Raw genomic sequence first — 22822 nt, forward strand, 5'->3', positions numbered from 1 at the left:
GTCAGGTGCGCCGGCGCAGCTGCGCCTCGTGCGCGGCGAGGCCCAGCAGGTAGACGACGGCGGCCGAGCCGAGCAGCCAGGGGGAGTTCCCGTCGGGCGGGGCGAGGAGGGCCGCCGCGGCCACGGCCACGACGTAGCAGGTGTTGAACAGCGCGTCGTAGAGGGCGAAGACCCGGCCGCGGGCCTCGTCGGCGGTCTCCTGCTGGATGGCCGCGTCGGCGCACAGCTTCACCACCTGCCCGGCGGTGCTGAGCACGAAGGCCGCGGCCAGCACCGTCGGGATCGTCGTGACGGCCGCGACCCCGACCTGCGCCAGCGCGGCGACGACGAGGCCCGTCCGAATCGCGGTCGCGCGGCCGAGGCGGTGGGTGAGCCACGGGGTGAGCAGGGCCGCCACGCCGACACCGGCGCCGGCGGCGATCACGACCTGCCCGACCCCGGCCAGCCCGGCCCGCCAGATGCCGGAGCCGTGGAAGGCGTAGCGGAAGAGCAGCAGCGACAGCAGCGTGCTCATGCCGAAGGCGAGCCGGTGCGCGCCGACGGCGCAGAACGCGGCGCTCGCCGTGGGGACCCGCACCACCGCGCGGGCCCCGTCCAGCCACCCGCGGGCGACGGCGGCGACCCGGCTGCGCGCCTCGGTCCCGTCCGGCCCGAGCACGCCCCTGGCGAACCCGGCCGCCGCGACGGCCGCGAGGAGCGAGCCCACGATCGCGAGCGCCGTGGTCACCCCGGAGCCGGCGTCGCCCGCCCCGATCAGCTCCCGGAGCCCGATCGCCATGGCCCCGCCCAGCGCGGCCGAGGCCGCCCCGGCGGTCGACGCCACGACGTTGGCCTCGACGAGGTTGCGCGGCTCGACGACGTGCGGCAGCGCCGCGGACAGCCCCGCCCCCACGAACCGGCTGACCCCGACGACGGCGAGCGCGCCGAGGTAGAGCGGCGGACCCGCCACCCCGGTCCCGACCGCCGCGGCGACGATCGCGATCAGCACCCCGCGCAGCAGGTTCGCCAGGAGCAGCACCCGGCGGCGGTCCCAGCGGTCGAGCAGCGCGCCGGCGAAGGGCCCGATGAACGAGTACGGCAGCAACATCACCGCGAGCCCGGCCGCGACCGCGAGCGGATCGGCCTGGCGCTCCGGGTTGAACAGCACCGCGCCGCCCAGCGCAGCCTGGAAGAAACCGTCCCCCCACTGGGCCGGGACCCGCGAGAGCAGCAGCCTGCGGAATCCGCGGCCGCGCATCAGCGCGCGGACGCCCACCTTGACGGCGGCCGCCTTCCCCACCGCCGGTGTCAGGGGCGGAGCGGGGTTCGGGACGGACACGGGTGGAGCGTACGTCCCGGGGAGGGGGTGCGAATATGGGTGAGTGAGGGACGACCGCCCCGGCAGGCAGGCCACCGCTCCGGTCGGACCGGGCACCCTTCTGGTGGCCGCACCCAACCTCACCGATCCCAACTTCTCCCGCACCGTCGTCTACCTCGTCGAGCACCGCGAGCACGGCAGCCTCGGCGTGGTGCTCAACCGGCCGTCCGAGGCCTCGGTGCGGGACGTCCTCCCCCGCTGGGCGGCGCTGGCGTCCGGTCCCGGCACCGTCTTCGTCGGCGGGCCGGTCGACGGCACCACCGCGCTGTGCCTGGCCAGCCTGCGGCCGGGCCAGCGGCCCGACGGCGTCGAGGGCGTCGTCGGGGTGAACGGTCCGGTCGTGCTCGTGGACCTGGACAGCGAGCCGGCCGCCGTCGCCTCGCGGGTCCGTGGGCTGCGGGTGTTCGCCGGGTACTCGGGCTGGGACTCCGGGCAGCTGGCCGGGGAGATCGCGCGCGGGGACTGGTTCGTGGTCCCGGGCCTGCCCGACGACGTCACCACCGACCGGCACGCCGACCTCTGGGGCCGGGTGCTGCGCCGCCAGGGCGCCCCGCTGGCGCTGCTCTCGACCTTCCCCGTGGAGATCGGGCTGAACTGACGGCGGTCCGGTAGGTCCCGATCCCGCCGTCGGTCCCGGTCGGCCCTGCTCGGCAACGCGTTCGTGATCTGCGGGACCTTCCGCCGGTGCGGCCCTGCGAGCACCCTGGAGGCCCGCACGGACCGAGGAGGCCGGATGTCCGCCCGTCGTGCCCCGTCCCGCGCCGGCCTCGCCGTGACCGCGGCCCTCGCCCCGCTGCTGGCCGCCTGCTCGGTCCTGGTGACGGGCACCCCGACCCCCGCCCCGCCCCGCACCCTCGACGGGGCCCAGGTCGAGCGGGACGTGCGGGCGGTGCTGGCCGCGGATCCGTCCACGGCGGCGCTGGCCACGGCCCCGGTGCTGTGTCCGCAGCAGGTCGTCGTGTACCCGCAGCTCGTGCTGTTCTGCCAGGCCCAGCTGGGCAACGTCATCCGCTCGGTCCCGGTCACCGTCCTCGACCGGGACGGGAACTACCAGGTCGGCAGGCCGTTCTGACGTCCGTCTGTCGTGAGACGTACGTCTGATACGAACGTCCATAAGCCCGACGGCAAGCGGATGGGGCACCGCGACCCGGTGGTTGCCACGAGGTCATCGGTTGTGCCGTCCGGTCGGGCTGGATGTGCCGGGTCCGAACGGGTGTGCGGGTCGGCGTGGACGTGCCGGTGCGGTCAGCGCAGGGCGGTGCGGCAGCCCGCGACCAGGTCGCAGCCCGCGCAGGAGCCGGTGCAGCCGTTGTCCGCCTCGGCCTCGGTGGCCCGGGTGGCGGTCTCGATCCGCGCGGCCCGGTCGCCGAGCGCCCCGCCGATCCCGACCAGCACGAGCGCACCGACGAGGGCGATCGCCGTGACGATCCAGCCGAGCACCGCGGAGGGGCCGGCCAGCAGCACGACGCCGGCGAACAGGCAGACCGCCCCGGCGGCGGCGAGCGGCGGGGCCGCGACGCGGTTCGCCGAGACCCAGGCGGGCGCCGACTCGAGGGTGGCGGCGGTGCGGACGCCGGCCCAGCGGTTGCGCGGCAGCGCCGAACGCGCCCCCAGCACGGCGACCGTGACCAGCGCGACGCCGGCCAGGACGAAGAGCACACCGAGGACGAGGCGCAGGGTCGCGGGCACGTCACCAGGGTAGATCGGGCCTCCGGGCGTGCCGCGCGGCCCCGCCCCCGCGCAACCCCGTCGAAGCCCGTCGGCCAGCGGCGTTACCCTGGGTATCGCGTTCCACGGCCCGCCGGAAGCCCGGCCTCACCCGGCGCCGCGCCGAGCCGCACGCCGAACCGACCACCCGGGCCGTCCGGGACGGGCGCGATCCGGCCGCGCGGCTCCCGGCGACCGCACCAGCAGGCCGACCGGCGAACCGTCGCGGGACGGTTCATCCTCGAGGTAGAGCGGGATCATGAGCACGGAGAGCACCACCATCGCGCCCGGAGACGCTCCCGCGTCCCCGCCCCACCGCTACGACGCGCGCCTGGCCGGCGAGATCGAGCGCCGCTGGCAGGACCGGTGGGAGGCCGAGGGGACGTTCCACACGCCCAACCCGGGCGAGCCGGGCTCGGAGAAGCCCAAGGCGTACGTCATGGACATGTTCCCGTACCCGTCGGGCGCGGGCCTGCACGTCGGGCACCCGCTCGGCTTCATCGGGACGGACGTGCTGGGCCGCTACCTGCGGATGACCGGGCACAACGTGCTGCACCCGATGGGCTTCGACGCGTTCGGCCTGCCCGCCGAGCAGTACGCCGTGCAGACCGGCACGCACCCGCGCACCACCACCGAGGCCAACATCGCCCGGTACAAGGAGCAGCTGCGGCAGCTGGGCCTGGCCCACGACCCGCGCCGGTCGATCGCGACCACGGACGTCACCTACTACCGCTGGACCCAGTGGATCTTCCTGCAGATCTTCGAGTCCTGGTACGACACCGCGGCCGACCGCGCCCGTCCGATCGCCGAGCTGAAGGCCGAGTTCGAGTCCGGTGCCCGCCCCACGCCGGACGGCCGCCCCTACGCCGAGCTGGAGGAGGGCGAGCGCCGCGCGCTGATCGATTCCTACCGCCTGGCCTACATCTCCGAGGCGCCGGTGAACTGGTGCCCCGGCCTGGGCACCGTGCTGGCCAACGAGGAGGTCACGGCCGACGGCCGCTCCGAGCGCGGCAACTACCCCGTCTTCCGTCGCAACCTCAAGCAGTGGATGATGCGGATCACCGCGTACGCGGACCGGCTGGCCGCGGACCTGGATCGCGTCGACTGGCCCGAGTCGGTCAAGGCGATGCAGCGGAACTGGATCGGCCGCTCCGAGGGCGCCCGGGTCCGCTTCCCCGCCCCCGCCGGCGAGATCGACGTCTTCACCACCCGTCCGGACACGCTGTTCGGCGCCACCTACATGGTCCTGGCCCCGGAGCACCCGCTGGTCGACCGGCTGACCCCGGCCGCCTGGCCGGAAGGCACCGACGGGCGCTGGACCGGCGGCGCCGCGACACCCGCGGAGGCCGTCGCGGAGTACCGCGCCGCGGCCGCGCGGAAGTCCGAGCTGGACCGGCAGGAGAACAAGGAGAAGACCGGCGTCTTCACCGGCGCCTTCGCCACCAACCCGGTCAACGGCGAGGCGATCCCGGTCTTCGTCGCGGACTACGTGCTGATGGGCTACGGCACCGGCGCGATCATGGCCGTGCCGGCGCAGGACCAGCGCGACTGGGACTTCGCCACGGCGTTCGGCCTGCCGATCGTGCGCACCGTCGACCCGGGCGAGGGCTGGGAGGGCGAGGCCTTCACCGGCGAGGGCGCGGCGATCAACTCGGCCAACGCGGAGATCAGCCTGAACGGGCTGGGCGTCACCGAGGCCAAGCGCGCGATCACCGACTGGCTGGCGGCCAAGGGGTTCGGCGAGGGCGTCGTCCAGTACAAGCTGCGGGACTGGCTGTTCTCCCGGCAGCGGTACTGGGGCGAGCCGTTCCCGATCGTGTGGGACGAGCACGGCCCCGTCGGGCTGCCGGAGGACCAGCTGCCGGTCGTCCTGCCCGACGTCGAGGACTACTCCCCCAAGACCTACGACCCGGACGACGCGGACACCGAGCCGGAGCCGCCGCTGTCGCGGGCCGACGAGTGGGTGAACGTCGAGCTGGACCTGGGCGACGGGCCGCGGAAGTACCGCCGCGAGACCAACACGATGCCGCAGTGGGCCGGCTCCTGCTGGTACTACCTGCGCTACCTGGACCCGGAGAACTCCGAGCGCTTCACCGGCGTCGAGGCCGAGAAGTACTGGATCGGCAAGAAGCCGGAGCTCTCGCCGGTCGACCCGGGCGGCGTCGATCTGTACGTCGGCGGCGTCGAGCACGCGGTGCTGCACCTGCTGTACTCGCGCTTCTGGCACAAGGTGCTGTTCGACCTGGGGTACGTGACCAGCGAGGAGCCCTTCCGGAAGCTGTTCAACCAGGGCTACATCCAGGCCTACGCCTACACCGACTCGCGCGGTCTGTACGTGCCGGCCGAGGAGGTGGTCGAGGACGACAACGGCCGTTTCACGTGGAACGGCCAGCCCGTGAACCGTGAGTACGGGAAGATGGGCAAGTCCCTGAAGAACGTCGTCACGCCGGACGAGATGTGCGACCGGTACGGCGCGGACACCTTCCGGCTGTACGAGATGTACACCGGCCCGATGGAGGCCTCGCGGCCCTGGTCGACGCGGGACGTCGTCGGACCGCAACGGTTCCTGCAGCGGGTCTGGCGCAACCTGGTCGACGAGAACACCGGCGAGTCGCGGGTCGCGGACGTCGAGCCGGACACCGACACCCTGCGGGCGCTGCACAAGGCGATCGCCGGTGTGCGCGAGGACTACCCGGCGCTGCACTACAACACGGCCGCGGCGAAGCTCATCGAGCTGAACAACCACCTGACCAAGGCGTACCCGGGTGGCGCGCCGCGGTCGGTGGCGGAGCAGCTGGTCCTGATGCTGGCGCCGCTCGCCCCGCACATCAGCGAGGAGCTGTGGAGCCGGCTGGGCCACGGGGGCACGTTGGCCTACGAGACCTTCCCGGCGGCCGACGAGCGGTACCTGGTCCAGGACACGGTCGAGTACCCGATCCAGGTCAACGGCAAGGTGCGTTCCCGCGTCACCGTCCCGGCCGACGCGGACGGGGCGGCCGTGCAGGCCGCCGCGCTGGCGGACGAGAAGATCGTCGCCGCGCTGGCCGGGGCCGAGCCGCGGAAGGTCATCGTGGTTCCCGGCCGCCTGGTGAACGTCGTCCGCTGACGGCCCGTCAGCCCGTCTCCGACGCCCGGCGCCGCTTGAGCGGCCGCACCGCCCGCCGCGTCGCCCCGGTCCGGGGCGGCGCGCTGCGGGCCGGGTCGTCGAGCCACTCGTCGACCTCCTTGACGACGAGGGTGGCGTCCGCCAGTGCGGCCCGCGCCTCCTCGACCGGCACGGCCGCCCAGGAACGCTCGGCGAGCGCGGCGCGGTTGAGCAGCGAGCGGAGCTTCCGCCCGGTGACCGGGTCCATCGCGCGCTCGCGCACCACCCGGCGGACGTAGGCGGAGACCACGTCGGACGGCTTGTCGCGGGTCTCGTCGAGCGCCGCCAGCGCCACCTGCGCGGACTCGAGCGCGGCCCGGGTGGCGGCGACGACCGCCTGGCCGGCGAAGCCGCTCCCGGCGAGGAGCTCGGCGGCCGCCAGCTCGCGGCGCGCCCGGGCCATGCCCGGCCGCGGGCCGGGCGAGGGTGCCACCGCGTTCACCGCAGCCGCACCGCCTCGGCGCGGGCCCGGACCAGCCACGGCTCCTCGGGGTGCGACAGCTGGGCCTGGGTCACGGGGTAGGCGCACACTGTGATGCCGGAGCGCTCGGTGTGCCGCCACAGCACGGGCTCGACGGCGCGCAGCTCGGCCCACGGCGACTCCAGGTCGCCGAGCACCAGGAGCAGGTCCAGCTCGGACTCGACCGACCCCTCCCCGCTCGCCCACGGCCCCACCAGCAGGACCTGGTGCAGGCGGTCGCCGTAGTGCGTCGCGAGCTCGGCGGCGACGGTGGCGGGCAGGTCCTCGTTCTCCGGGGCCGGGTCCGGGTAGCCGGCCGCCGCCTGCTCGGCGGCCTCCGGGTCGACGAGCCCGGCGCCGGCGAGCCAGTCCAGAGCGCGGCGGCGGGCCCGGGCGTCGCGGAACCGGAACCACTGGTCCCGCACCTCGGGGAACTCGAAGAGGGTGTTCTTGAAGCGGCGGAAGGCACCGCGGCCGTTGAGCGCGCGGTCGAGCAGCTCGGCCGCCCGCCGGTGCTGGACGCCGGCGGTGAAGTCCGCCATGTCCTGGTAGCCCGCGCGGGAACCGGTCTGTTCGATCGCGACCCAGCCCTGCGCCTCGAGCTCCCCGGAGCCGTCGGGCTCCCCGGAGAGGGCCTCGGGCACGGTCGGGACGATCCGGCCCGACCGCGGGTCGATCCACCACTGCACCTCGGGGGTGCGGTCGTCCAGGGCGTCCGCCAGCTCGCCGAGATCGACCTGCGCCGGATCGAGCATGGACCGCAGCCTACCGAGGCACGGGCCGCGCGAACCCGTCGTCGCCCGGCCGGATCAACGCGCCGGATCGGGGGGACCCGATCAGCGGGGCCGGATGACGACCTCGGGCAGGTGCGCGTCCTCGCCGGCGGTCACCGCGGCGAGGATCGCGGCGGCGACGCTCTCGGGCCGCAGGAACTTCGACCCGTCGTACTCCCCGCCCTCGTGCGCGACGACGGCGCGCTGCATGTCGGTGTCGACGCGGCCGGGGTGCACGGAGGTCACCCTCAGGTCCGGCTCCTCCGCGCGCAGCGCGTCGGCGAAGGCGCGCAGCGCGAACTTGCTGGCGGCGTAGGAGCCCCAGCCGGCGCGGGCGGTGAGCCCCGAGCCGGAGTTGACCAGCACGACGTCGCCGCGGGCCGCCCGCAGCGCGGGCAGCAGCAGCCGGGTCAGCCCGGCCACCGCGACGACGTTGACCTCGAACTGGTGCCGCCAGGTGTCCGGCTCGGTCTCCGCGATCGTGCCGAGGAGACCGACACCGGCGGAGTGCACCAGGACGTCGAGGCGCGGCAGGTCGAGCCCGGCCACGGCTGTGGCGACGGACCCGTCGTCGGTCAGGTCGACCGGCCAGGCCCGGGCGCCGCCGAGCTCGGCGGCGAGGGACTCGAGCGCCACCGCGTCGCGCCCGCCCAGCACCAGGTCGTGCGTGGGCGCGAGGGCGCGGGCGACGGCGGCGCCGATCCCGCGGGAGGCACCGGTGACGAGGGCGAGCGGCCGGGAGTCCACGGCCGCCACCCTAGGCCGTGTTCAGAAAGGCCCGTCGACCAGGACTTTCCGAACACACGGCCGAGGTCCGCTGATCGCGGACCGTCGTATCAGACCCGGCGGGCGCCGCTGAACGGCATGGCGTTCAGCGAGCTGATCTTCACCGGCTGGCCGCTGGTGCTCGCGTGCACGACCTGGCCGTTGCCGATGTACATGGCGACGTGGCTGACCGGCTTGTAGAAGAAGACCAGGTCGCCGGGCTGCAGGCTGCCCTTCGAGACCGGGGTGCCCACGGCCGACTGGGCGCGGCTGGTGCGCGGGATCGAGACGCCGGCATTCTTGAACGCGAAGCTGGTCAGGCCGGAGCAGTCGAACGCCGACGGGCCGGAGGCGCCGTAGCGGTAGGGCTTGCCGACCTGGGCGAGCGCCGTCGAGAGCGCGGAGGCGCGCTTGACGGCGGGCGAGAGGCCGGCCGAGGCGGCCTCGACGGCCTGGGCGGGCGCGGTGAACGCGACCGTCTGCACCGCGGCCTCGACGGGGGCGGCGGGAGCGGCGGCGGGGGCGGCCGCGGTGACGGCCGGGGCCTCGGCGGCGGCCCCGGTGGAGGCGGGGGCCAGGGAGAAGAAGGCGGCCGCCGCGGCGGTGGCGGCGACCAGGGTGGAACGCAGCAGCGCAGGTTTGTGCTCGGGCACCGGTGTGCATCCTCGTGAATCGCACCGCCCACGGCCGCCGGCGTGCGCTCGGGGGAGAGCGGGCAGCCGGTGCGACGGGTGCGGTGGGGAGTACTCCGGCCGTGCTGAGGGAGCTGTTGGGAGCCCGGGCCGGCGACGCACCCGCCCGTCGGGCGGTGACCCCGTGCCCGTCCTCCCGGGTGGAGGGCGGTGGCGCGGAGGCCGCGAAGGAAATTACGAACGCATTAAGGTCGCCGCCATGACGCAGATTACATTCCTGCCCGGAAAATCGGGTGACCGTGCTCACCGAATTGGTGACACGTTCGGCGCAGCGTCGACGTGATGAGCCCGTGATACACCGTTGAAACTCGTCGGTGCAGGTGAGGCGAGCGGGCGTTGGTCACGTGATGTCGCCGTGATGGGTCCGTCCGGGTGAAACCATTTCCGGTCCGGAAGCTCCGCGAACATTTCCGGAAAGGAAGCAAAAAGGAACCCCGGCCGGAGACGGGCTCCGACCGGGGTTCCGACGAGGGTGGGAGGTCAGCGCTCCCGCTCGCCCCGGATGAACTCCTCGACGGCCGTGCGGGCCTCGGAGTCGCTGTACTGCTCCGGCGGGGACTTCATGAAGTAGCTCGACGCGGAGAGGATGGGACCGCCGATCCCGCGGTCCTTCGCGATCTTCGCGGCGCGCACGGCGTCGATGATGATGCCCGCGGAGTTGGGCGAGTCCCAGACCTCGAGCTTGTACTCCAGGTTGAGCGGGACGTCGCCGAACGCGCGGCCCTCGAGCCGGACGTAGGCCCACTTGCGGTCGTCGAGCCAGGCGACGTAGTCCGACGGGCCGATGTGCACGTTGTCCTTGCCCATGTCCCGGTCGACCTGGCTGGTCACCGACTGGGTCTTGGACACCTTCTTCGACTCGAGCCGCTCCAGCTCCTTCATGTTCAAGAAGTCCATGTTCCCGCCCACGTTGAGCTGCATCGTGCGGTCGAGCTGCACACCGCGGTCCTCGAACAGCTTCGCCAGCACCCGGTGGGTGATGGTCGCGCCGACCTGGGACTTGATGTCGTCGCCGACGATCGGGACGCCCGCGTCGCGGAACTTCTGCGCCCACACCGGGTCCGAGGCGATGAACACCGGCAGGGCGTTCACGAACGCCACGTTCGCGTCGATCGCCGCCTGCGCGTAGAAGCGGTCGGCCGCCTCGCTGCCCACCGGGAGGTAGGACACGAGGACGTCCGCCCGGGTCTCGCGCAGGACCTGCGCGACGTCGACCGGCTCCTCGTCCGACTCGGTGATCGTCTCGCGGTAGAAGCGGCCCAGCCCGTCGAGGGTGTGGCCACGCTGCACCGGGACGCCGAGCGGCGGCACGTCGGCGATCTTGATCGTGTTGTTCTCGCTGGCCGAGATGGCCTCCGAGAGATCGCGGCCGACCTTCTTCGCGTCGACGTCGAACGCGGCGACGAACTTCACGTCGCGCACGTGGTAGCCGCCGAAGTCGACGTGCATCAGGCCGGGGACGCGCGTGGCCGGGTCGGCGTCCGCGTAGTACTGCACGCCCTGGACCAACGACGCCGCACAGTTGCCGACGCCGACGACGGCGACTCGCACCTCACTCATGCCGGCTCTCCTTCTTTCTCCGTCGGGGGACCTCGACCTTCGTCAAGGCCTCGTGGGTCCGGCCTCGTCGCCGGGGTGACGCTCCCGCTCGATCAGCTCGTTCAGCCACCGCACCTCGCGCTCGGTGGTGTCCAGGCCGAGCTCGTGCAGCTCGCGGGTGTACCGGTCGATCTGCTCGCCCGCTCTCGCGAGCGCCGCGCGCAACCCCTCGCGGCGCTCCTCGACCGCCCGCCGCCTGCCCTCCAGGATCCGCATCCTGGTCTCGGCGGGGGTGCGGGAGAAGAACGCCAGGTGGACGCCGAAGCTCTCGTCGTCCCACGTCTGCGGGCCGGACTCGGCCAGCAGCTCGGCGAACCGCTCCTTGCCGTCGGCGGTGATCCGGTAGACGCGCCGGGCGCGCCGGGACCAGCCGCCGCCCGTCGCCGGGGGGCTCCCGGACCGGTCCGGATCCTCGACGATGAGGCCGGCGCGGACGAGCCTGCGCAGCGCCGGGTAGAGCGAGCCGTAGGAGAAGGCGCGGAACCCGCCGAGCCGCAGCCCGAGCTGTTTGCGCAGCTCGTAGCCGTGCATCGGGGCTTCCAACAGCAGCCCGAGGATGGCGAACTCGAGCATCCGCCTCCCTCCTCCCACGTGCCGCCGGGGACCCCGATGTCCCCGGCGATCGGTCGGGTCACTATATCGGCCCGATACATCCGGGCGCAGTGTCGAGATTCCGGTCACGCTCCCGACCTGCGGGTGCGCCGGGCGGTCCCGCCCGTCCGGGCGGTTCGGGAACCGCACGGGCGGGTGGCTGAGTACCCTGGTCGGGTGCTCACCCCGCGACAGGTCGTCGACTACGCGTTGCAGCGCCGTGCGCTGCTCGCGGACGTCTACGCCGGTCGGGTGGGAACCGCGGAGGTCTGTGACGCGAGCCCGTACCTGTTGCGGGCCGCTCGGTTCCACGGCCGGCCCACGCAGCAGCAGTGCCCGGTGTGCCGCAAGGAGCGGCTGACCCACGTCTGGTGGGTGTTCGGCGAGGAGCTCCGTCAGGTGTCCGGCTCGGCCCGCGACCCGGAGGAGGTCGAGGAGCTGGCGGCCCGGCACGGCGAGTTCTCCGTCTACCTCGTGGAGGTCTGCCGCACGTGCAGCTGGAACCATCTGGTCCAATCGTCGGTGCTGGGCACCGGCGTCCGGCCCGACCGCCCGCGTCGCCGGAGGACCGCCGCCGAGTGACCACCCCCGCCCGATGAGCCCCCACCCCGTGAGCCGTACAGCGCCCGCACCCCACGCCCCAGCCCGGTACGCCCCAGCCCGGTCCGCCTCTGCTCCCCGCCGGCGGACCGGAGAAGCACGGAGCCCGCGGTGACCGATCAACGCCACGACCGACCCGCAGCCGGCGGCCCGCCGCCCCGGCCCGGCGTCCCGGACGTCTGGGACATCCGTCCGACCCAGGGCCCCCCGCCACGCGGCGCGGGGCCCTGGCGCGGTCGCGCGGCCCGGTCCGGTCCGCCGCAGCAGGGTCCGCACCAGGGCCCGCCCGGTCCGCCGCAGGGCCCGCCGCCCGGGGCCCGTCCGGGCCCGCCCGTGCAGCAGGGGCCCTACGGCCCGCCGAACCGGCCGATGCCGCAGCGCGTCGGGCCGGGGCCCCAGGGTCCGCAGGGTCCGCCGATGGCCGGCCCGCCGCCCCTGCTGACCCACGACCCGAGCACGTCCGGCCCCGACGACCGGCCCACCTCGCTCGCCCTGGCCGACCCGCCCGGTCCCCCGCCGCGGCGCCCGGGCACCGGCGGGGGCGGCGACGGCGACGGCGGTGGTGGCCGGCCCGAAGGACGGAAGCGGCTCGTGCGCAGGATCGTGCTGTGGAGCCTGGCGGCCCTGATCGTCGGGCCGTTCCTGGCGTTCGCGATCGGCTGGGTGGCGTTCAAGGTGCCCAGCGCCGACGACGTCGCGAACACCCAGGTGGCCACGTTCACCTTCGCCGACGGCAGCCCGCTGGCCACGGTCCGGCCCAACAACATCAACCGGGTCAACGTCACCCTCGACCAGGTGCCGGAGCCGGTGCAGCACGCCGTGCTGTCCGCCGAGGACCGCTCGTTCTTCTCGAACCCGGGCTTCGACATCTCCGGCATCGGCCGCGCCGTGTGGAGCCAGCTGACCGGCGGCATCGGCGGCGGCTCCACGATCACCCAGCAGTACATCAAGGTGACCACCGGCCAGGACCAGTTCTCCCTCTGGCGCAAGTACAAGGAGATCGTGCTCGCCGCGAAGATCTCCAAGGAGCAGACCAAGCAGGAGATCCTGGAGAACTACCTCAATGCGATCTACCTGGGCCGCGGCGCCTACGGCATCCAGGCCGCCAGCCAGGCGTACTTCGGCAAGGACGTCCAGCAGCTGAACGCGTCCGAGGGCGCGATGCTCGCCGGCCTGATCCAGTCGCCGTCGCGCTGGGACCCGGCGAAGAACGAGGACAAGTCCCGCGAGCGCTGGAACTTCGTGCTCGACGGCGAGGTCCAGATGGGCTGGATGACCCCGGCGGAGCGGGCGCAGCAGCAGTACCCGAGGTGGGTGCCGCCGTCGTCGGCCGAGGGCGGCATCCCCGGCGACGCCAACGGTCACATCTACAACCAGGTCCGCGCCGAGCTGGAGCAGAACGGGATCTCCGAGGCGGAGATCAACACCGAGGGCCTGACCGTGCAGACCACGATCGACCCGGACAAGCAGAAGGACGCCGTCGACGCGGCCAACCAGGTGCTGAAGGGTCAGCCGGACAACCTGCGCACGGCGCTGGTGTCGGTCGACCCGAAGACCGGCGCCGTGCTCGCCTACTTCGGCGGCAACGACGGCGTGGGCCTCGACTACGCGCAGGCGTCCAAGCAGCCCGGCTCGTCGTTCAAGCCGTTCGTGCTGGCCGCGGCCCTGCAACAGCCGGAGCCGATCGGCCTGGGCACGCAGTACGACGGCTCCTCGCCGCAGACTCTCGCCGGCCAGAAGGTGTCCAACTCCGAGGGCGTGAGCTGCGCCCGGTGCTCGGTCAAGACGGCGATGACGCAGTCGATCAACACCGTCTTCTACAAGATGGCGCTCGACATCGGCCCGCAGAAGGTGGCCGACGCTGCGATCAAGGCGGGCATCCCGGCCGCGCCGCTGGCCAACCCGACCGGCGGCATCTCGCTCGGCGACAAGAACGTCACCACCGAGAACATGGCGGCGGCCTTCGCCACGTTCGCGGCCGACGGTGTCGCCCGGCAGCCGTACCTCGTCGCGAAGGTGACCACCAGCGACGGCCGGGTCATCTACGACCACGGCGCCGGTTCCTCGGCCGGGACCCAGGCGTTCAGCCAGCAGGTCGCGCGCAACGTCACCGAGTCGATGACGGACGTGGCGAGCTCGTCGCGGATCGGGCTGCGGGACGGCCGCCCGGTGGCCGCCAAGACCGGCACCGTGCAGAGCAGCATCGAGGGCCAGAACAACGACGCCTGGACCGTCGGCTACACCCCGCAGATCGCCACCGCGGTGTGGGTCGGCACGGACGACAACTCGCCGATCAAGAACTCGGCCGGCCGTCCGGTCTACGGGCGCATGCTGCCCGGCTCGATCTGGCAGCAGTACATGTCCGACGCGCTGCGCGGGACGGACGTCGAGCCGTGGTCGAAGTTCACGCCGATCGGGCAGGCCCCGGTCTCCGACTACGCCGGCCAGTCCCCCGCGCCCACGCGGTCCGCCGACTCGAACGACGACGGCGAGGACGGCCGGCAGCGGAGCGGCCGCGACAGCGGGGACAACGGCGACAGCGGTAACAACGGCAACGGCAACTCCGGCCGCGGCAACAACGGCAACGGCAACGGGAACGGCGGCGACTCCGGGGACAGCGGGGACGGCGGCGACCGCGGCGACGGCGGCGACGGCTAGGTGACGCCGCGGCCGGTCGCCCCCGAGGACACCCGGTCCGCCGCGGCCCGGCGGCCGACGCGCCGGCCCGAGCCGCCGCGCGCGCCCGCACGGGTGGTCCCGACGTGGACCGAGCCGCTGGTCGCCGCCGCGAGCCGGGTGATCGGCGGCCCGCTCGGCCGGCACGCCCTCGTGGGCCGCGCCGCCTTCTGGACCCCGCTGCGGGTGGTGCTGCTGCTCGCGGTGATCACGCTCGCCCTGGGCTGGCTCGGCAAGTCGCCGTGCCTGCAGCAGTACCGCACGGACGACGGGCAGCTGGCCCTCGACTGGCAGAACAACCGGCAGTACGTCGCCATGTGCTACTCGGACACGGTGCCGCTCTACGCCATCGAGCGGCTCGACGACCCGTCGGCCGTGCCGTACCGGGACGCCTGGACCGACACCTCCGCCGGCGGCGCCCCGCAGACGCGGTACATGGAGTATCCGGTGCTCACCGGCTTCTACCAGTGGGCGTCGGCACGGCTGACGGACGGGTGGCAGGCCGCGGCCGCGGTGCTCCCGCTGCCGACGGCGCTCCCGGTCGTCGTGTACTTCGACCTCGTCGCGTTCGGCCTGGCCCTCGCCTGGATCGTCGCGGTGTGGTCCGTGGTGCGGCTGCGGCCCGCCCGGCCGTGGGACGGCGCGCTGGTCGCGATCTCCCCCCTCGTCGCCGTGCACGCCTTCACCAACTTCGACGCCCTGGCCGTCGCGCTGGCCTGCGCCGGGCTCCTGGCGATCGCCCGGCGCCGGCCGCTCCTCGGCGGGGTGCTGCTCGGGCTCGGCGGTGCGGCCAAGCTCTACCCGCTGCTCCTGCTGCTGCCGGTGCTGCTCGTCGCCGCCCGGCGCCGCGAGCTCGGCACCGCGTGGCGGACGATCGGCGCCGCCGTCGTGACCTGGCTGGCCGTGAACCTGCCGGTCGCGCTGGCCTGGCCCACGGGCTGGTGGGAGTTCTTCCGGCTCAACCGGACGCGCCCCGCCGACCCCGACTCGCTCTACTACGCGCTCTCGTACTTCACGGGCTGGAGCGGGTTCGACGGCCCGCTGCGCGCCGACCAGGCGCCGAACACGCTCAACGCCGTCACGGCCGCCCTGCTCGTGATCGCCTGCGCCGGGCTGGTCGTGCTCGCCGCCAAGGCCCCCCGACCGCCGCGGCTGGCATCCCTGGCGTTCCTGATCGTCGCGGCGTTCCTGCTGGTCAACAAGGTGTGGAGCCCGCAGTACTCGCTCTGGCTGGTGCCGCTGGCCGTGCTCGCGCTGCCGCGCTGGCGGCTGCTGCTCGCGTGGATGGCCGTCGACGCGCTGGTCTGGGTGCCGCGGATGTTCTTCTACGTCGGCACGGACAACAAGGGCCTGCCCCCGGACTGGTTCCTGGGCGCGGTCCTGCTGCGCGACGCCGTCGTGGTGCTGCTGTGCGTGCTCGTGGTGCGCTCGATCCTGCGGCCCTCGCGGGACCCGGTGCGCGCCCGCGACCCGGACCGCGACCCCGACTGGCCGGTGCGACGGCGGTCACAGGGGCCCGCGCACCGCGTGCCGGTCAGGCAGAGTCCGGAGCATGGCACCGGGTAGTGGTCGCGTCGCGGAGCTGCGCGCGGCGGTCGAGCAGCGGCTGGCGGGGTTCGAGCGGCGGGCCGTCGATCGGCCGGACCTGAAGCGCTCCGCCGTCACGATCACGCTGGTCACCACCGGGGGCGCGGGCCTCGCCGACGGGCTCGCCTTCCTGCTCACCCGGCGGGCCGCCACCCTGCGCCGGCACGCCGGGCAGTGGGCGCTGCCCGGCGGGCGCTCCGACCCGGGCGAGACCATCACCGAGACCGGCCGCCGCGAGCTGCTCGAGGAGATCGGCCTCGGGCTGGGCGAGGACGCCGTGCTCGGGCTGCTCGACGACTACCCCACCCGCTCCGGATACGTGATCACGCCGGTCGTGCTCTGGGGCGGCGAGGTCGGCGAGCTCACCCCGAACCCCGACGAGGTCGGGGAGCTCCACCGGATCCCGCTGGCCGACATCGACGTGGAGCCGCGCTTCCTCACCATCCCGGAGTCCGAGGCGCCGGTCATCCAGGTGCCGCTGTTCGACCGGTTCGTGCACGCGCCGACGGGGGCGGTGCTGTACCAGGTCCGGGAGCTGCTGCTGCACGGTCGTCCGACGCGGGTGGACCACCTGGAGCAGCCGGTGTTCGCCTGGCGGTGAGGCCGTCGGCCTCCCGGGCGTCGACCGTGCCGGGCACGCGAAGGAACAGCACGAACAGGATCGCGAGGAGGGCCGCCTTGCCCCACACCCCGAGCACCACGGACTGGGCCGCGAAGCCCGCGCCGATCCCGGCGTCGGCCCGGACGTCGAGGAGGTAGAACCAGCGGAAGATGCCGACGCCGATCAGCGCGTCGGCCGCGAGGTACGCCGCGATCCAGCCCCAGCGGACCCGCAGCAGCACCAGGAACGGCAGCAGCCAGAGCGTGTACTGCGGCGAGTGCACCTTGTGCAGCAGCAGGAAGCCGCAGAGCATCGCGCCGCTGACCCCGATCCACGGGTAGACCGCGCCCCGCCGCCACCGCAGCAGGCCGACCCCGGCGGCGACCACGAAGGACAGCAGGACCAGGGCCGGCGACAGCACGTCGGACGCCGGGGCGAACGACTCGCCCAGGCCCAGGTCCGCCATCAGCGGCCGGACGCCCCAGAACCAGATCGAGTTCGTGCTGACGTCGATCGGGCGCTGCTGCTGGAAGGTGAACGACGCGGCCCAGCCGGGGAAGCCGAGCACGGCGAACGGGAGGTTCGCGGCGGCCGCCGTGAGCGCGCCCGCCAGGCACACGCGGACCGCACCGGGGACGTCGAGGCCGGCGCCGGGCGGGCGGCCCCGGGTCAGGACGTACAGCGCCAGCGGCAGCAGGAAGGCCCCGGGGTAGAGCTTCACCGCGAAGCCGAGGCCGAGCAGCACCGCGGCCACGGTCGCCCGCGTGCCCAGCGGCACCTCCCGGCGCAGCCCGTGCATCACGAACACCGCGCCGACCGCACACGCGACGGCCGGCAGGTCCCAGTTGTGGAAGGCGTAGAGCACCAGCGGTGGGCCGAGCGCCCAGAGCAGCGCCCGCCAGCGCGCGAGCCGGCCCAGCATCCAGCCGGTGACCAGGCCGAACGGGGCGAGGATCAGCGCGGAGGCGAGCAGGAAGCCGGCGTCGGTCGAGGCGCCGAGCGCGCCCAGCCACATCAGCACGCCGGTGAGCACGGGGTACTCGACGGTGCCGCCCTGCAGCTGCCCGTCCGGCGTGATCGAGCCGTGGACGTAGGGGAAGACGTGCTGGTCGACGTCCCGGCCCAGCCACAGCTTCTGGATGTCCGAGTAGCAGACGTCCCGGTACTGCCGGACGGTGTGGTCGGGCGTCGAGCGGCCCGCCGCGTCGAACTCCGGCCCGGTGCAGCGGGCCTTGTTCGCATAGCCCAGCAGCAGGGTCAGGCCGGTGAGCAGGACCAGCAGGACCAGGCCCGCGGTGCCGAGGGGGCGTGCGGTGGGGCCGTCGGGCGGGGCGGGATCGGCGGGTGGCGCCACGGTCTCGTGCGCGGCGGGGCCGGCGGGCCGCGCGGCCGGGGAGCCCGCGGCCGCGCTCTCGCTCACCGTCCGAGCTTCTCGCGCAGGAACGCGATGTCCGCCGACTGACCCTCGGCGGGGGTCTCCACGACGACCGGGGCGCCCGCCGCGGCGCACACCGCGGCCAGGACCGCGGGCTCGATGGTCCCGGAGTCGACGTTGGCGTGCCGGTCGCGGGCGGAGTCGAACTCGTCCCGCGAGTTGTTCAGGTGCACCAGGTCGATCCGGCCGGTGATGGCCTTCGCCCGGTCCACGACGTCGACCAGGTCCTCACCGGCGGCGAAGGCGTGGCAGGTGTCGAGGCAGAAGCCGACGCCGAACTCGCCCACCGCGTCCCACAGCCGGGCCAGCGCGTCGAACTTGCGGGCCATCGCGTTGTCGCCGCCCGCGGTGTTCTCGATGAACACCGGCACCGCGAAGCCGCCCTCGTCCTGCTGGCGCTCCACGAACTTGCGCCAGTTGTCGACGCCGACGGCCGGGTCCTCGTCCTTCGTGACGTGCCCGCCGTGCACCACCAGCCCGATCGCGCCGACCGCCTTCGCGCCCTCGGCGTGCTGGACCACCAGCTTCCGGGAGGGGATGCGGATGCGGTTGTTCGGCGAGGCCACGTTCACGACGTACGGCGAGTGGACCACCGTGGCCACCTCGGCGGCCGCGAGCGCCTCGGCGTGCGGGTGCGGCTGCGGCTTCTTCCACCCCTGCGGGTCGGCGAGGAAGAACTGCACGATCTCCGCCCCCCGCTCGGCCGCCGCGGCGAGGGGGTCGTCGTCGCGGACGTGGGCACCGATGAGCATGCCGACGAGGGTAGTGACCCCCACCGACACTCCCGCACTCCCGCCGCGGGCGGGTCGACCCACCGGAGGCCCGCGCACCCCGGCACCCGGCCGCGCCCACCGCGGCGGACCACACCGGGGATGTTCACACCCGGGAAGGATCGCGGGGGCGGGGCCGGAGCGGCGAAAACGCGCTGGTAACCTCGTGTGCAACCGCTCCGACCGGTGGCCACCCGGGCCGCCGCGACGAGCCGACCGCGGGCCCCGTGTCCCGCGGCCGGCCCGATTCTGTCGGTGCGGGGTGAGAACCTCCTGCCGCGGAAGCGCCGCGGCCGTTCCAGTCCACAGGAGGTGAGTGGTTCTCATGCGTCACTACGAGCTCATGGTCATTCTCGACCCGAGCCTGGACGAGCGCACGGTGCAGCCGTCGCTGGAGACCTTCCTGAACGTCGTCCGCTCCGACGGCGGTTCGGTGGAGAAGGTCGAGGTCTGGGGCAAGCGTCGCCTCGCCTACGAGATCGCCAAGAACGCCGAGGGCATCTACGCGGTGCTCGAGGTGCAGGCGGAGCCGGCCACCGTGGCCGAGCTCGACCGCCAGCTGGGTCTGAACGAGTCCGTCCTGCGCACCAAGGTGTTGCGCAAGGAGCCCAAGCAGGCCGCGAAGGCCGCCCCCGCGCGCACGCCCGCCCCCGCCGCGAGCTGAGGAGGCCCCCATGGCCGGCGAGACTGTGATCACCGTGGTCGGCAACCTCACCGCCGACCCGGAGCTGCGGTTCACCCCCTCCGGGGCGGCCGTCGCCAACTTCACGGTGGCGTCCACGCCGCGCACCTTCGACCGCCAGTCCGGCGAGTGGAAGGACGGCGAGGCGCTGTTCCTGCGCTGCAACATCTGGCGCCAGGCCGCGGAGAACGTCGCGGAGACGCTCACCCGCGGTGCGCGCGTCATCGTGCAGGGCCGGCTGCGGCAGCGGTCGTTCGAGACCCGCGAGGGTGAGAAGCGCACCGTCATCGAGATGGAGGTCGACGAGGTCGGCCCCTCGCTGCGGTACGCCACGGCCAAGGTCAACAAGGTCAGCCGCGGCGGTGGCAGCGGCGGCTTCGGTGGCGGCGGTGGTGGCGGCGGCGGTTTCGGTGGTGGCGGCGGCCAGGGTGGTGGCGGCGGCTACGACGACCCGTGGGGTTCCGCCCCGCCGGCCGGCAGCGGCCCCGCCGCGGACGACGAGCCCCCCTTCTGACCTCGATCCACACCCCCCCGCCTGAGCGCGGGGACCAGTACATCCAGGAGCACCAGCAATGCCCAAGCCCGTCCTGCGCAAGCCGAAGAAGAAGGTCTGCGCGTTCTGCAAGGACAAGGCCCAGGAAATCGACTACAAGGACACCGGCCTGCTGCGGAAGTTCATCTCCGACCGCGGCAAGATCCGGGCCCGCCGCGTGACCGGCAACTGCCGGCAGCACCAGCGGGACGTCGCCGTCGCGGTGAAGAACAGCCGCGAGGTCGCCCTCCTGCCGTACACCTCGACCGCTCGCTGACCTGAGGAAGGAGTAGCACCGTGAAGCTCATCCTCACGGCCGACGTGCCGAACCTGGGCGCGCCCGGCGACATCGTCGAGGTCAAGGACGGCTACGGCCGCAACTACCTGCTCCCGCGCCAGTTCGCGATCGTCGCGACCCGGGGCGCCGAGAAGCAGGTCGAGCAGATCCGCCGTGCCCAGAAGGCCCGACAGATCCGCGACCTGGGCCACGCCCAGGAGGTCGCCGGCTCGCTCAAGGAGCTGTCGGTCACCGTCAAGGCCAAGGCCGCGGGCGACTCCGGCCGGCTGTTCGGCTCGGTCACCCCGGCACAGATCGTCGACGCCGTGCGCGCCGCCGGCGGCCCGGCCCTCGACCGGCACGCCGTCGAGATCGGCGAGCAGATCAAGTCGGTCGGCACCCACCCGGTGAAGGTGCGCCTGCACCCGGAGGTCACGGCCGACCTGCAGGTGGCGGTCGTCGCCGCCTGACGTCCGGCATCGGCGGACTCCGGTCCGTCACGTTCCGTCACGAGGGCGGGATCGCGGTCGCATCGACCGGGTCCCGCCCTCGCGGCGTTCTCGGGCCACGGATCGCGCTCGGTGTCGATCGCGGCGGGGCGTCCCGGGAGTGCTCGCGGCGAGCGGAGGCACACCGACCGTCCGGCGCGTGGGAACGACACGCAGAGGTTGCGTCCGCGTCGCTCGGTGACCTTTCGGATGCGCCGGGTGGACGGGTGACGGAGGGGTCCGACACGCCCGTCACGGGACGCGCCGGGCCGCTCGAAAAGAAAGTTGTCCACACCGGCCACAACGGGTCTGATCTGCGGAAAGGCGCCCTGATCAGGGGTTGTCCCCACGGTGTCCACAGCTCGGTGGGGAGGGCGGCCTGCTCTGTCCCCGATCCGTCCCCACGCCCTCCCCAGGGTTGTCCACACGCCGGTTTGGGCCCTGGCGCGGACTGGCCTAGCGTCACGTGCCCGGGCCGCGTGGACGATCGCCGGCCGCCCCGCTGACCGTTCGTCGCACGCCACCCGAGGGCGTGACCCCGGACGGGCCCGGGTCGGGGCGGGATGCTCGCCACGCGGCCGGGAGAAACGGCTGCGGATCGAACTCATGTTCGATACCATGAGGCCGGGTGGTGACAGGGGGTGACGTCGGGCATGGCGGTGACGGATGACCGTCCCAATCGGCCGCGAGCCGTCCGCGAGGGCGAGGGCCGGCAGGGCGGGGACTCCGCCGGCGGCGCCGTCCCGAACCCGTTCGACCGTCAGCCGCCGCAGGACCTCACGGCCGAGCAGTCCGTGCTGGGCGGGATGCTGCTGAGCAAGGACGCGATCGCGGACGTGGTGGAGGTGCTGCGGCCGGACGACTTCTACCGGCCGGCGCACCAGACGGTCTACGACTGCATCCTCGACCTCTACGGCCGGGGCGAGCCGGCGGACGCGGTCACGGTGTCGGCGGAGCTGCAGCGCCGCGGGGAGCTGATCCGGCTCGGCGGCGCGCCGTACCTGCACACGCTGATCGCCACGGTGCCCACGGCGGCGAACGCGGCGTACTACGCCGAGATCGTCGCGGAGAAGGCCACGCTGCGCCGGCTGGTCGAGGCGGGCACCCGGATCGTGCAGCTCGGGTATCACGGGGCCGAGGGCGCGGAGGTGGAGGAGGTCGTCGACCGGGCGCAGGCGGCGATCTACGAGGTCACCGAGCGGTCCACGAGCGAGGACTACGTCCCGCTCGAGGAGCTGTTGCAGCCGACCATGGACGAGATCGACGCCATCGCCTCCCGCGGTGGTGTCTCGCTGGGCGTGCCCACCGGGTTCTCCGACCTCGACGCGTGCACCAACGGGCTGCACCCGGGGCAGATGGTCGTCGTCGCGGCCCGCCCGGGTCTGGGCAAGTCCACCCTGGGGCTGGACTTCGCGCGCTCGTGCTCGATCAAGCACCAGATGACCAGCGCGGTGTTCTCGCTGGAGATGAGCAAGACCGAGATCGTGATGCGTCTGCTCTCGGCGGAGGCGCGGATCCGGCTGGCGGACATGCGTGCGGGCCGGATGAGTGACGACGACTGGACCCGGATGGCGCGGCGGATGAGCGAGATCTCCGAGGCGCCGCTGTTCATCGACGACTCGCCGAACCTCACGCTGATGGAGATCCGGGCCAAGGCGCGCCGGCTCAAGCAGCGCAACGACCTGAAGCTGATCATCCTGGACTACCTGCAGCTGATGACCTCGGGCCGCAAGGTCGAGTCCCGGCAGCAGGAGGTGTCGGAGTTCTCCCGGCAGATCAAGCTGCTGGCCAAGGAGCTCGAGGTGCCGGTGGTGGCGATCTCGCAGCTCAACCGTGGTCCCGAGCAGCGCACGGACAAGCGGCCGATGATCTCGGACCTGCGTGAGTCCGGCTCGATCGAGCAGGACGCGGACATGGTCATCCTGCTGCACCGGCCGGACGCGTTCGAGCGGGACGACCCGCGCGCGGGCGAGGCCGACCTGATCCTGGCCAAGCACCGTAACGGCCCCACCAACACCATCACGGTGGCCCATCAGCTGCACTACAGCCGCTTCGCTGACCTCGCGCACGGCTGATCCCCGGCGC

21 protein-coding genes are annotated in these 22822 nt (G+C 73.5%); 12 read left to right on the top strand and 9 right to left on the bottom strand.

Annotated features, from left to right (window positions below; translation table 11 throughout):
* Position 1: 1 nt before the first annotated feature.
* A complete protein-coding gene (locus AB0B41_RS05760; protein WP_358199365.1) occupies positions 2–1318 on the bottom strand; it encodes an MFS transporter in 1317 nt (438 codons plus the stop codon).
* Between the two features lie 43 nt (positions 1319–1361).
* On the opposite strand from AB0B41_RS05760, the gene AB0B41_RS05765 reads away from it, so the two are divergent.
* Together AB0B41_RS05765 and AB0B41_RS05770 are read left to right on the top strand one after the other, a co-directional pair.
* The gene (locus AB0B41_RS05765; RefSeq protein WP_358199367.1) at positions 1362–1955 is read left to right on the top strand and encodes a YqgE/AlgH family protein; all 594 of its coding nucleotides are present in this window, start codon (positions 1362–1364) and stop codon (positions 1953–1955) included.
* Between the two features lie 135 nt (positions 1956–2090).
* Positions 2091–2429 (top strand): DUF4333 domain-containing protein, encoded by a 339-nt coding sequence (locus AB0B41_RS05770; RefSeq protein WP_358199370.1) that lies wholly within the window; start codon positions 2091–2093, stop codon positions 2427–2429.
* A 173-nt stretch (positions 2430–2602) separates the two neighbouring features.
* Here the strand turns inward: AB0B41_RS05770 and AB0B41_RS05775 are convergent, their stop codons facing one another.
* Positions 2603–3046, bottom strand: coding sequence for an SdpI family protein (locus tag AB0B41_RS05775; RefSeq protein ID WP_358199372.1), 444 nt, complete (start codon positions 3044–3046; stop codon positions 2603–2605).
* Between the two features lie 277 nt (positions 3047–3323).
* Here AB0B41_RS05775 and leuS point away from each other — a divergent pair, with 277 nt between their 5' ends.
* Complete coding sequence (gene leuS, locus AB0B41_RS05780; protein ID WP_358199374.1) at positions 3324–6170, top strand: leucine--tRNA ligase; 2847 nt, start codon at positions 3324–3326, stop codon at positions 6168–6170.
* A gap of 7 nt (positions 6171–6177) precedes the next feature.
* Here leuS and AB0B41_RS05785 read toward each other — a convergent pair whose 3' ends face one another.
* The 6 genes from AB0B41_RS05785 to AB0B41_RS05810 form a co-directional block, all read right to left on the bottom strand.
* Positions 6178–6642 carry a hypothetical protein gene (locus tag AB0B41_RS05785; protein ID WP_358199376.1) on the bottom strand — a complete coding sequence of 155 codons (465 nt, stop codon included), beginning with the start codon at positions 6640–6642 and terminating at the stop codon, positions 6178–6180.
* A gap of 5 nt (positions 6643–6647) precedes the next feature.
* Positions 6648–7424 carry a UPF0158 family protein gene (locus tag AB0B41_RS05790; RefSeq protein WP_358199378.1) on the bottom strand — a complete coding sequence of 259 codons (777 nt, stop codon included), beginning with the start codon at positions 7422–7424 and terminating at the stop codon, positions 6648–6650.
* A gap of 81 nt (positions 7425–7505) precedes the next feature.
* The gene (locus tag AB0B41_RS05795) at positions 7506–8189 is read right to left on the bottom strand and encodes an SDR family oxidoreductase (protein WP_358199380.1); all 684 of its coding nucleotides are present in this window, start codon (positions 8187–8189) and stop codon (positions 7506–7508) included.
* An 89-nt stretch (positions 8190–8278) separates the two neighbouring features.
* Positions 8279–8860 (bottom strand): C40 family peptidase, encoded by a 582-nt coding sequence (locus tag AB0B41_RS05800; RefSeq protein WP_358199382.1) that lies wholly within the window; start codon positions 8858–8860, stop codon positions 8279–8281.
* Between the two features lie 519 nt (positions 8861–9379).
* Positions 9380–10459: an inositol-3-phosphate synthase gene (locus tag AB0B41_RS05805; protein ID WP_358199384.1), complete on the bottom strand. Its 1080-nt coding sequence runs from the start codon at positions 10457–10459 to the stop codon at positions 9380–9382.
* Between the two features lie 42 nt (positions 10460–10501).
* Positions 10502–11071: a PadR family transcriptional regulator gene (locus AB0B41_RS05810; RefSeq protein ID WP_358199386.1), complete on the bottom strand. Its 570-nt coding sequence runs from the start codon at positions 11069–11071 to the stop codon at positions 10502–10504.
* 195 nt (positions 11072–11266) lie between these two features.
* Between AB0B41_RS05810 and AB0B41_RS05815 the strand changes: the two genes are divergently transcribed.
* The 4 genes from AB0B41_RS05815 to AB0B41_RS05830 all read left to right on the top strand — a co-directional run bounded on the left by AB0B41_RS05815 (position 11267) and on the right by AB0B41_RS05830 (position 16553).
* Entirely contained in the window at positions 11267–11671 is a 405-nt protein-coding gene (locus AB0B41_RS05815) for a DUF5318 family protein (RefSeq protein WP_358199389.1), read from the top strand.
* 435 nt (positions 11672–12106) lie between these two features.
* Positions 12107–14347, top strand: a complete 2241-nt coding sequence (locus tag AB0B41_RS05820; RefSeq protein ID WP_358199391.1) for a transglycosylase domain-containing protein — start codon at positions 12107–12109, stop codon at positions 14345–14347.
* Positions 14348–15931, top strand: a complete 1584-nt coding sequence (locus AB0B41_RS05825) for a glycosyltransferase 87 family protein (RefSeq protein WP_358199393.1) — start codon at positions 14348–14350, stop codon at positions 15929–15931.
* Positions 15918–16553 carry a CoA pyrophosphatase gene (locus AB0B41_RS05830; protein ID WP_358199395.1) on the top strand — a complete coding sequence of 212 codons (636 nt, stop codon included), beginning with the start codon at positions 15918–15920 and terminating at the stop codon, positions 16551–16553. Before AB0B41_RS05825 ends, AB0B41_RS05830 begins: the two co-directional genes overlap by 14 nt.
* Before the next feature lie 1416 nt (positions 16554–17969).
* Here the strand turns inward: AB0B41_RS05830 and AB0B41_RS05835 are convergent.
* Positions 17970–18740 carry a deoxyribonuclease IV gene (locus AB0B41_RS05835; protein ID WP_358199397.1) on the bottom strand — a complete coding sequence of 257 codons (771 nt, stop codon included), beginning with the start codon at positions 18738–18740 and terminating at the stop codon, positions 17970–17972.
* A 343-nt stretch (positions 18741–19083) separates the two neighbouring features.
* Here AB0B41_RS05835 and rpsF point away from each other — a divergent pair, with 343 nt between their 5' ends.
* The 5 genes from rpsF (at position 19084) to dnaB (ending at position 22812) form a co-directional block, all read left to right on the top strand.
* On the top strand, positions 19084–19422 hold the full coding sequence (gene rpsF / locus AB0B41_RS05840) for a 30S ribosomal protein S6 (RefSeq protein ID WP_358199476.1): 339 nt from the start codon (positions 19084–19086) through the stop codon (positions 19420–19422).
* Between the two features lie 10 nt (positions 19423–19432).
* Positions 19433–19954 carry a single-stranded DNA-binding protein gene (locus AB0B41_RS05845; RefSeq protein WP_358199400.1) on the top strand — a complete coding sequence of 174 codons (522 nt, stop codon included), beginning with the start codon at positions 19433–19435 and terminating at the stop codon, positions 19952–19954.
* A 58-nt stretch (positions 19955–20012) separates the two neighbouring features.
* Positions 20013–20249 (top strand): 30S ribosomal protein S18, encoded by a 237-nt coding sequence (gene rpsR, locus AB0B41_RS05850; RefSeq protein ID WP_037042067.1) that lies wholly within the window; start codon positions 20013–20015, stop codon positions 20247–20249.
* Between the two features lie 20 nt (positions 20250–20269).
* A complete protein-coding gene (rplI, locus tag AB0B41_RS05855; protein ID WP_358199402.1) occupies positions 20270–20719 on the top strand; it encodes a 50S ribosomal protein L9 in 450 nt (149 codons plus the stop codon).
* 671 nt (positions 20720–21390) lie between these two features.
* Positions 21391–22812: a replicative DNA helicase gene (gene dnaB, locus AB0B41_RS05860; protein ID WP_358199404.1), complete on the top strand. Its 1422-nt coding sequence runs from the start codon at positions 21391–21393 to the stop codon at positions 22810–22812.
* Positions 22813–22822 lie beyond the last annotated feature (10 nt).

It is taken from the genome of Pseudonocardia sp. NPDC049154 (genome assembly GCF_040648315.1).
Lineage (GTDB): Bacteria > Actinomycetota > Actinomycetes > Mycobacteriales > Pseudonocardiaceae > Pseudonocardia.

Coding starts and splice junctions, on each gene's coding strand:
- AB0B41_RS05790 (WP_358199378.1), bottom strand. CDS start 7,424: ATGCTCGATCCGGCGCAGGTCGATCTCGGCGAGCTGGCGGACGCCCTG.
- AB0B41_RS05770 (WP_358199370.1), top strand. CDS start 2,091: ATGTCCGCCCGTCGTGCCCCGTCCCGCGCCGGCCTCGCCGTGACCGCG.
- AB0B41_RS05805 (WP_358199384.1), bottom strand. CDS start 10,459: ATGAGTGAGGTGCGAGTCGCCGTCGTCGGCGTCGGCAACTGTGCGGCG.
- dnaB (WP_358199404.1), top strand. CDS start 21,391: ATGGCGGTGACGGATGACCGTCCCAATCGGCCGCGAGCCGTCCGCGAG.
- rpsR (WP_037042067.1), top strand. CDS start 20,013: ATGCCCAAGCCCGTCCTGCGCAAGCCGAAGAAGAAGGTCTGCGCGTTC.
- AB0B41_RS05835 (WP_358199397.1), bottom strand. CDS start 18,740: ATGCTCATCGGTGCCCACGTCCGCGACGACGACCCCCTCGCCGCGGCG.
- AB0B41_RS05845 (WP_358199400.1), top strand. CDS start 19,433: ATGGCCGGCGAGACTGTGATCACCGTGGTCGGCAACCTCACCGCCGAC.
- AB0B41_RS05810 (WP_358199386.1), bottom strand. CDS start 11,071: ATGCTCGAGTTCGCCATCCTCGGGCTGCTGTTGGAAGCCCCGATGCAC.
- AB0B41_RS05830 (WP_358199395.1), top strand. CDS start 15,918: ATGGCACCGGGTAGTGGTCGCGTCGCGGAGCTGCGCGCGGCGGTCGAG.
- rpsF (WP_358199476.1), top strand. CDS start 19,084: ATGCGTCACTACGAGCTCATGGTCATTCTCGACCCGAGCCTGGACGAG.
- leuS (WP_358199374.1), top strand. CDS start 3,324: ATGAGCACGGAGAGCACCACCATCGCGCCCGGAGACGCTCCCGCGTCC.
- AB0B41_RS05820 (WP_358199391.1), top strand. CDS start 12,107: ATGGCCGGCCCGCCGCCCCTGCTGACCCACGACCCGAGCACGTCCGGC.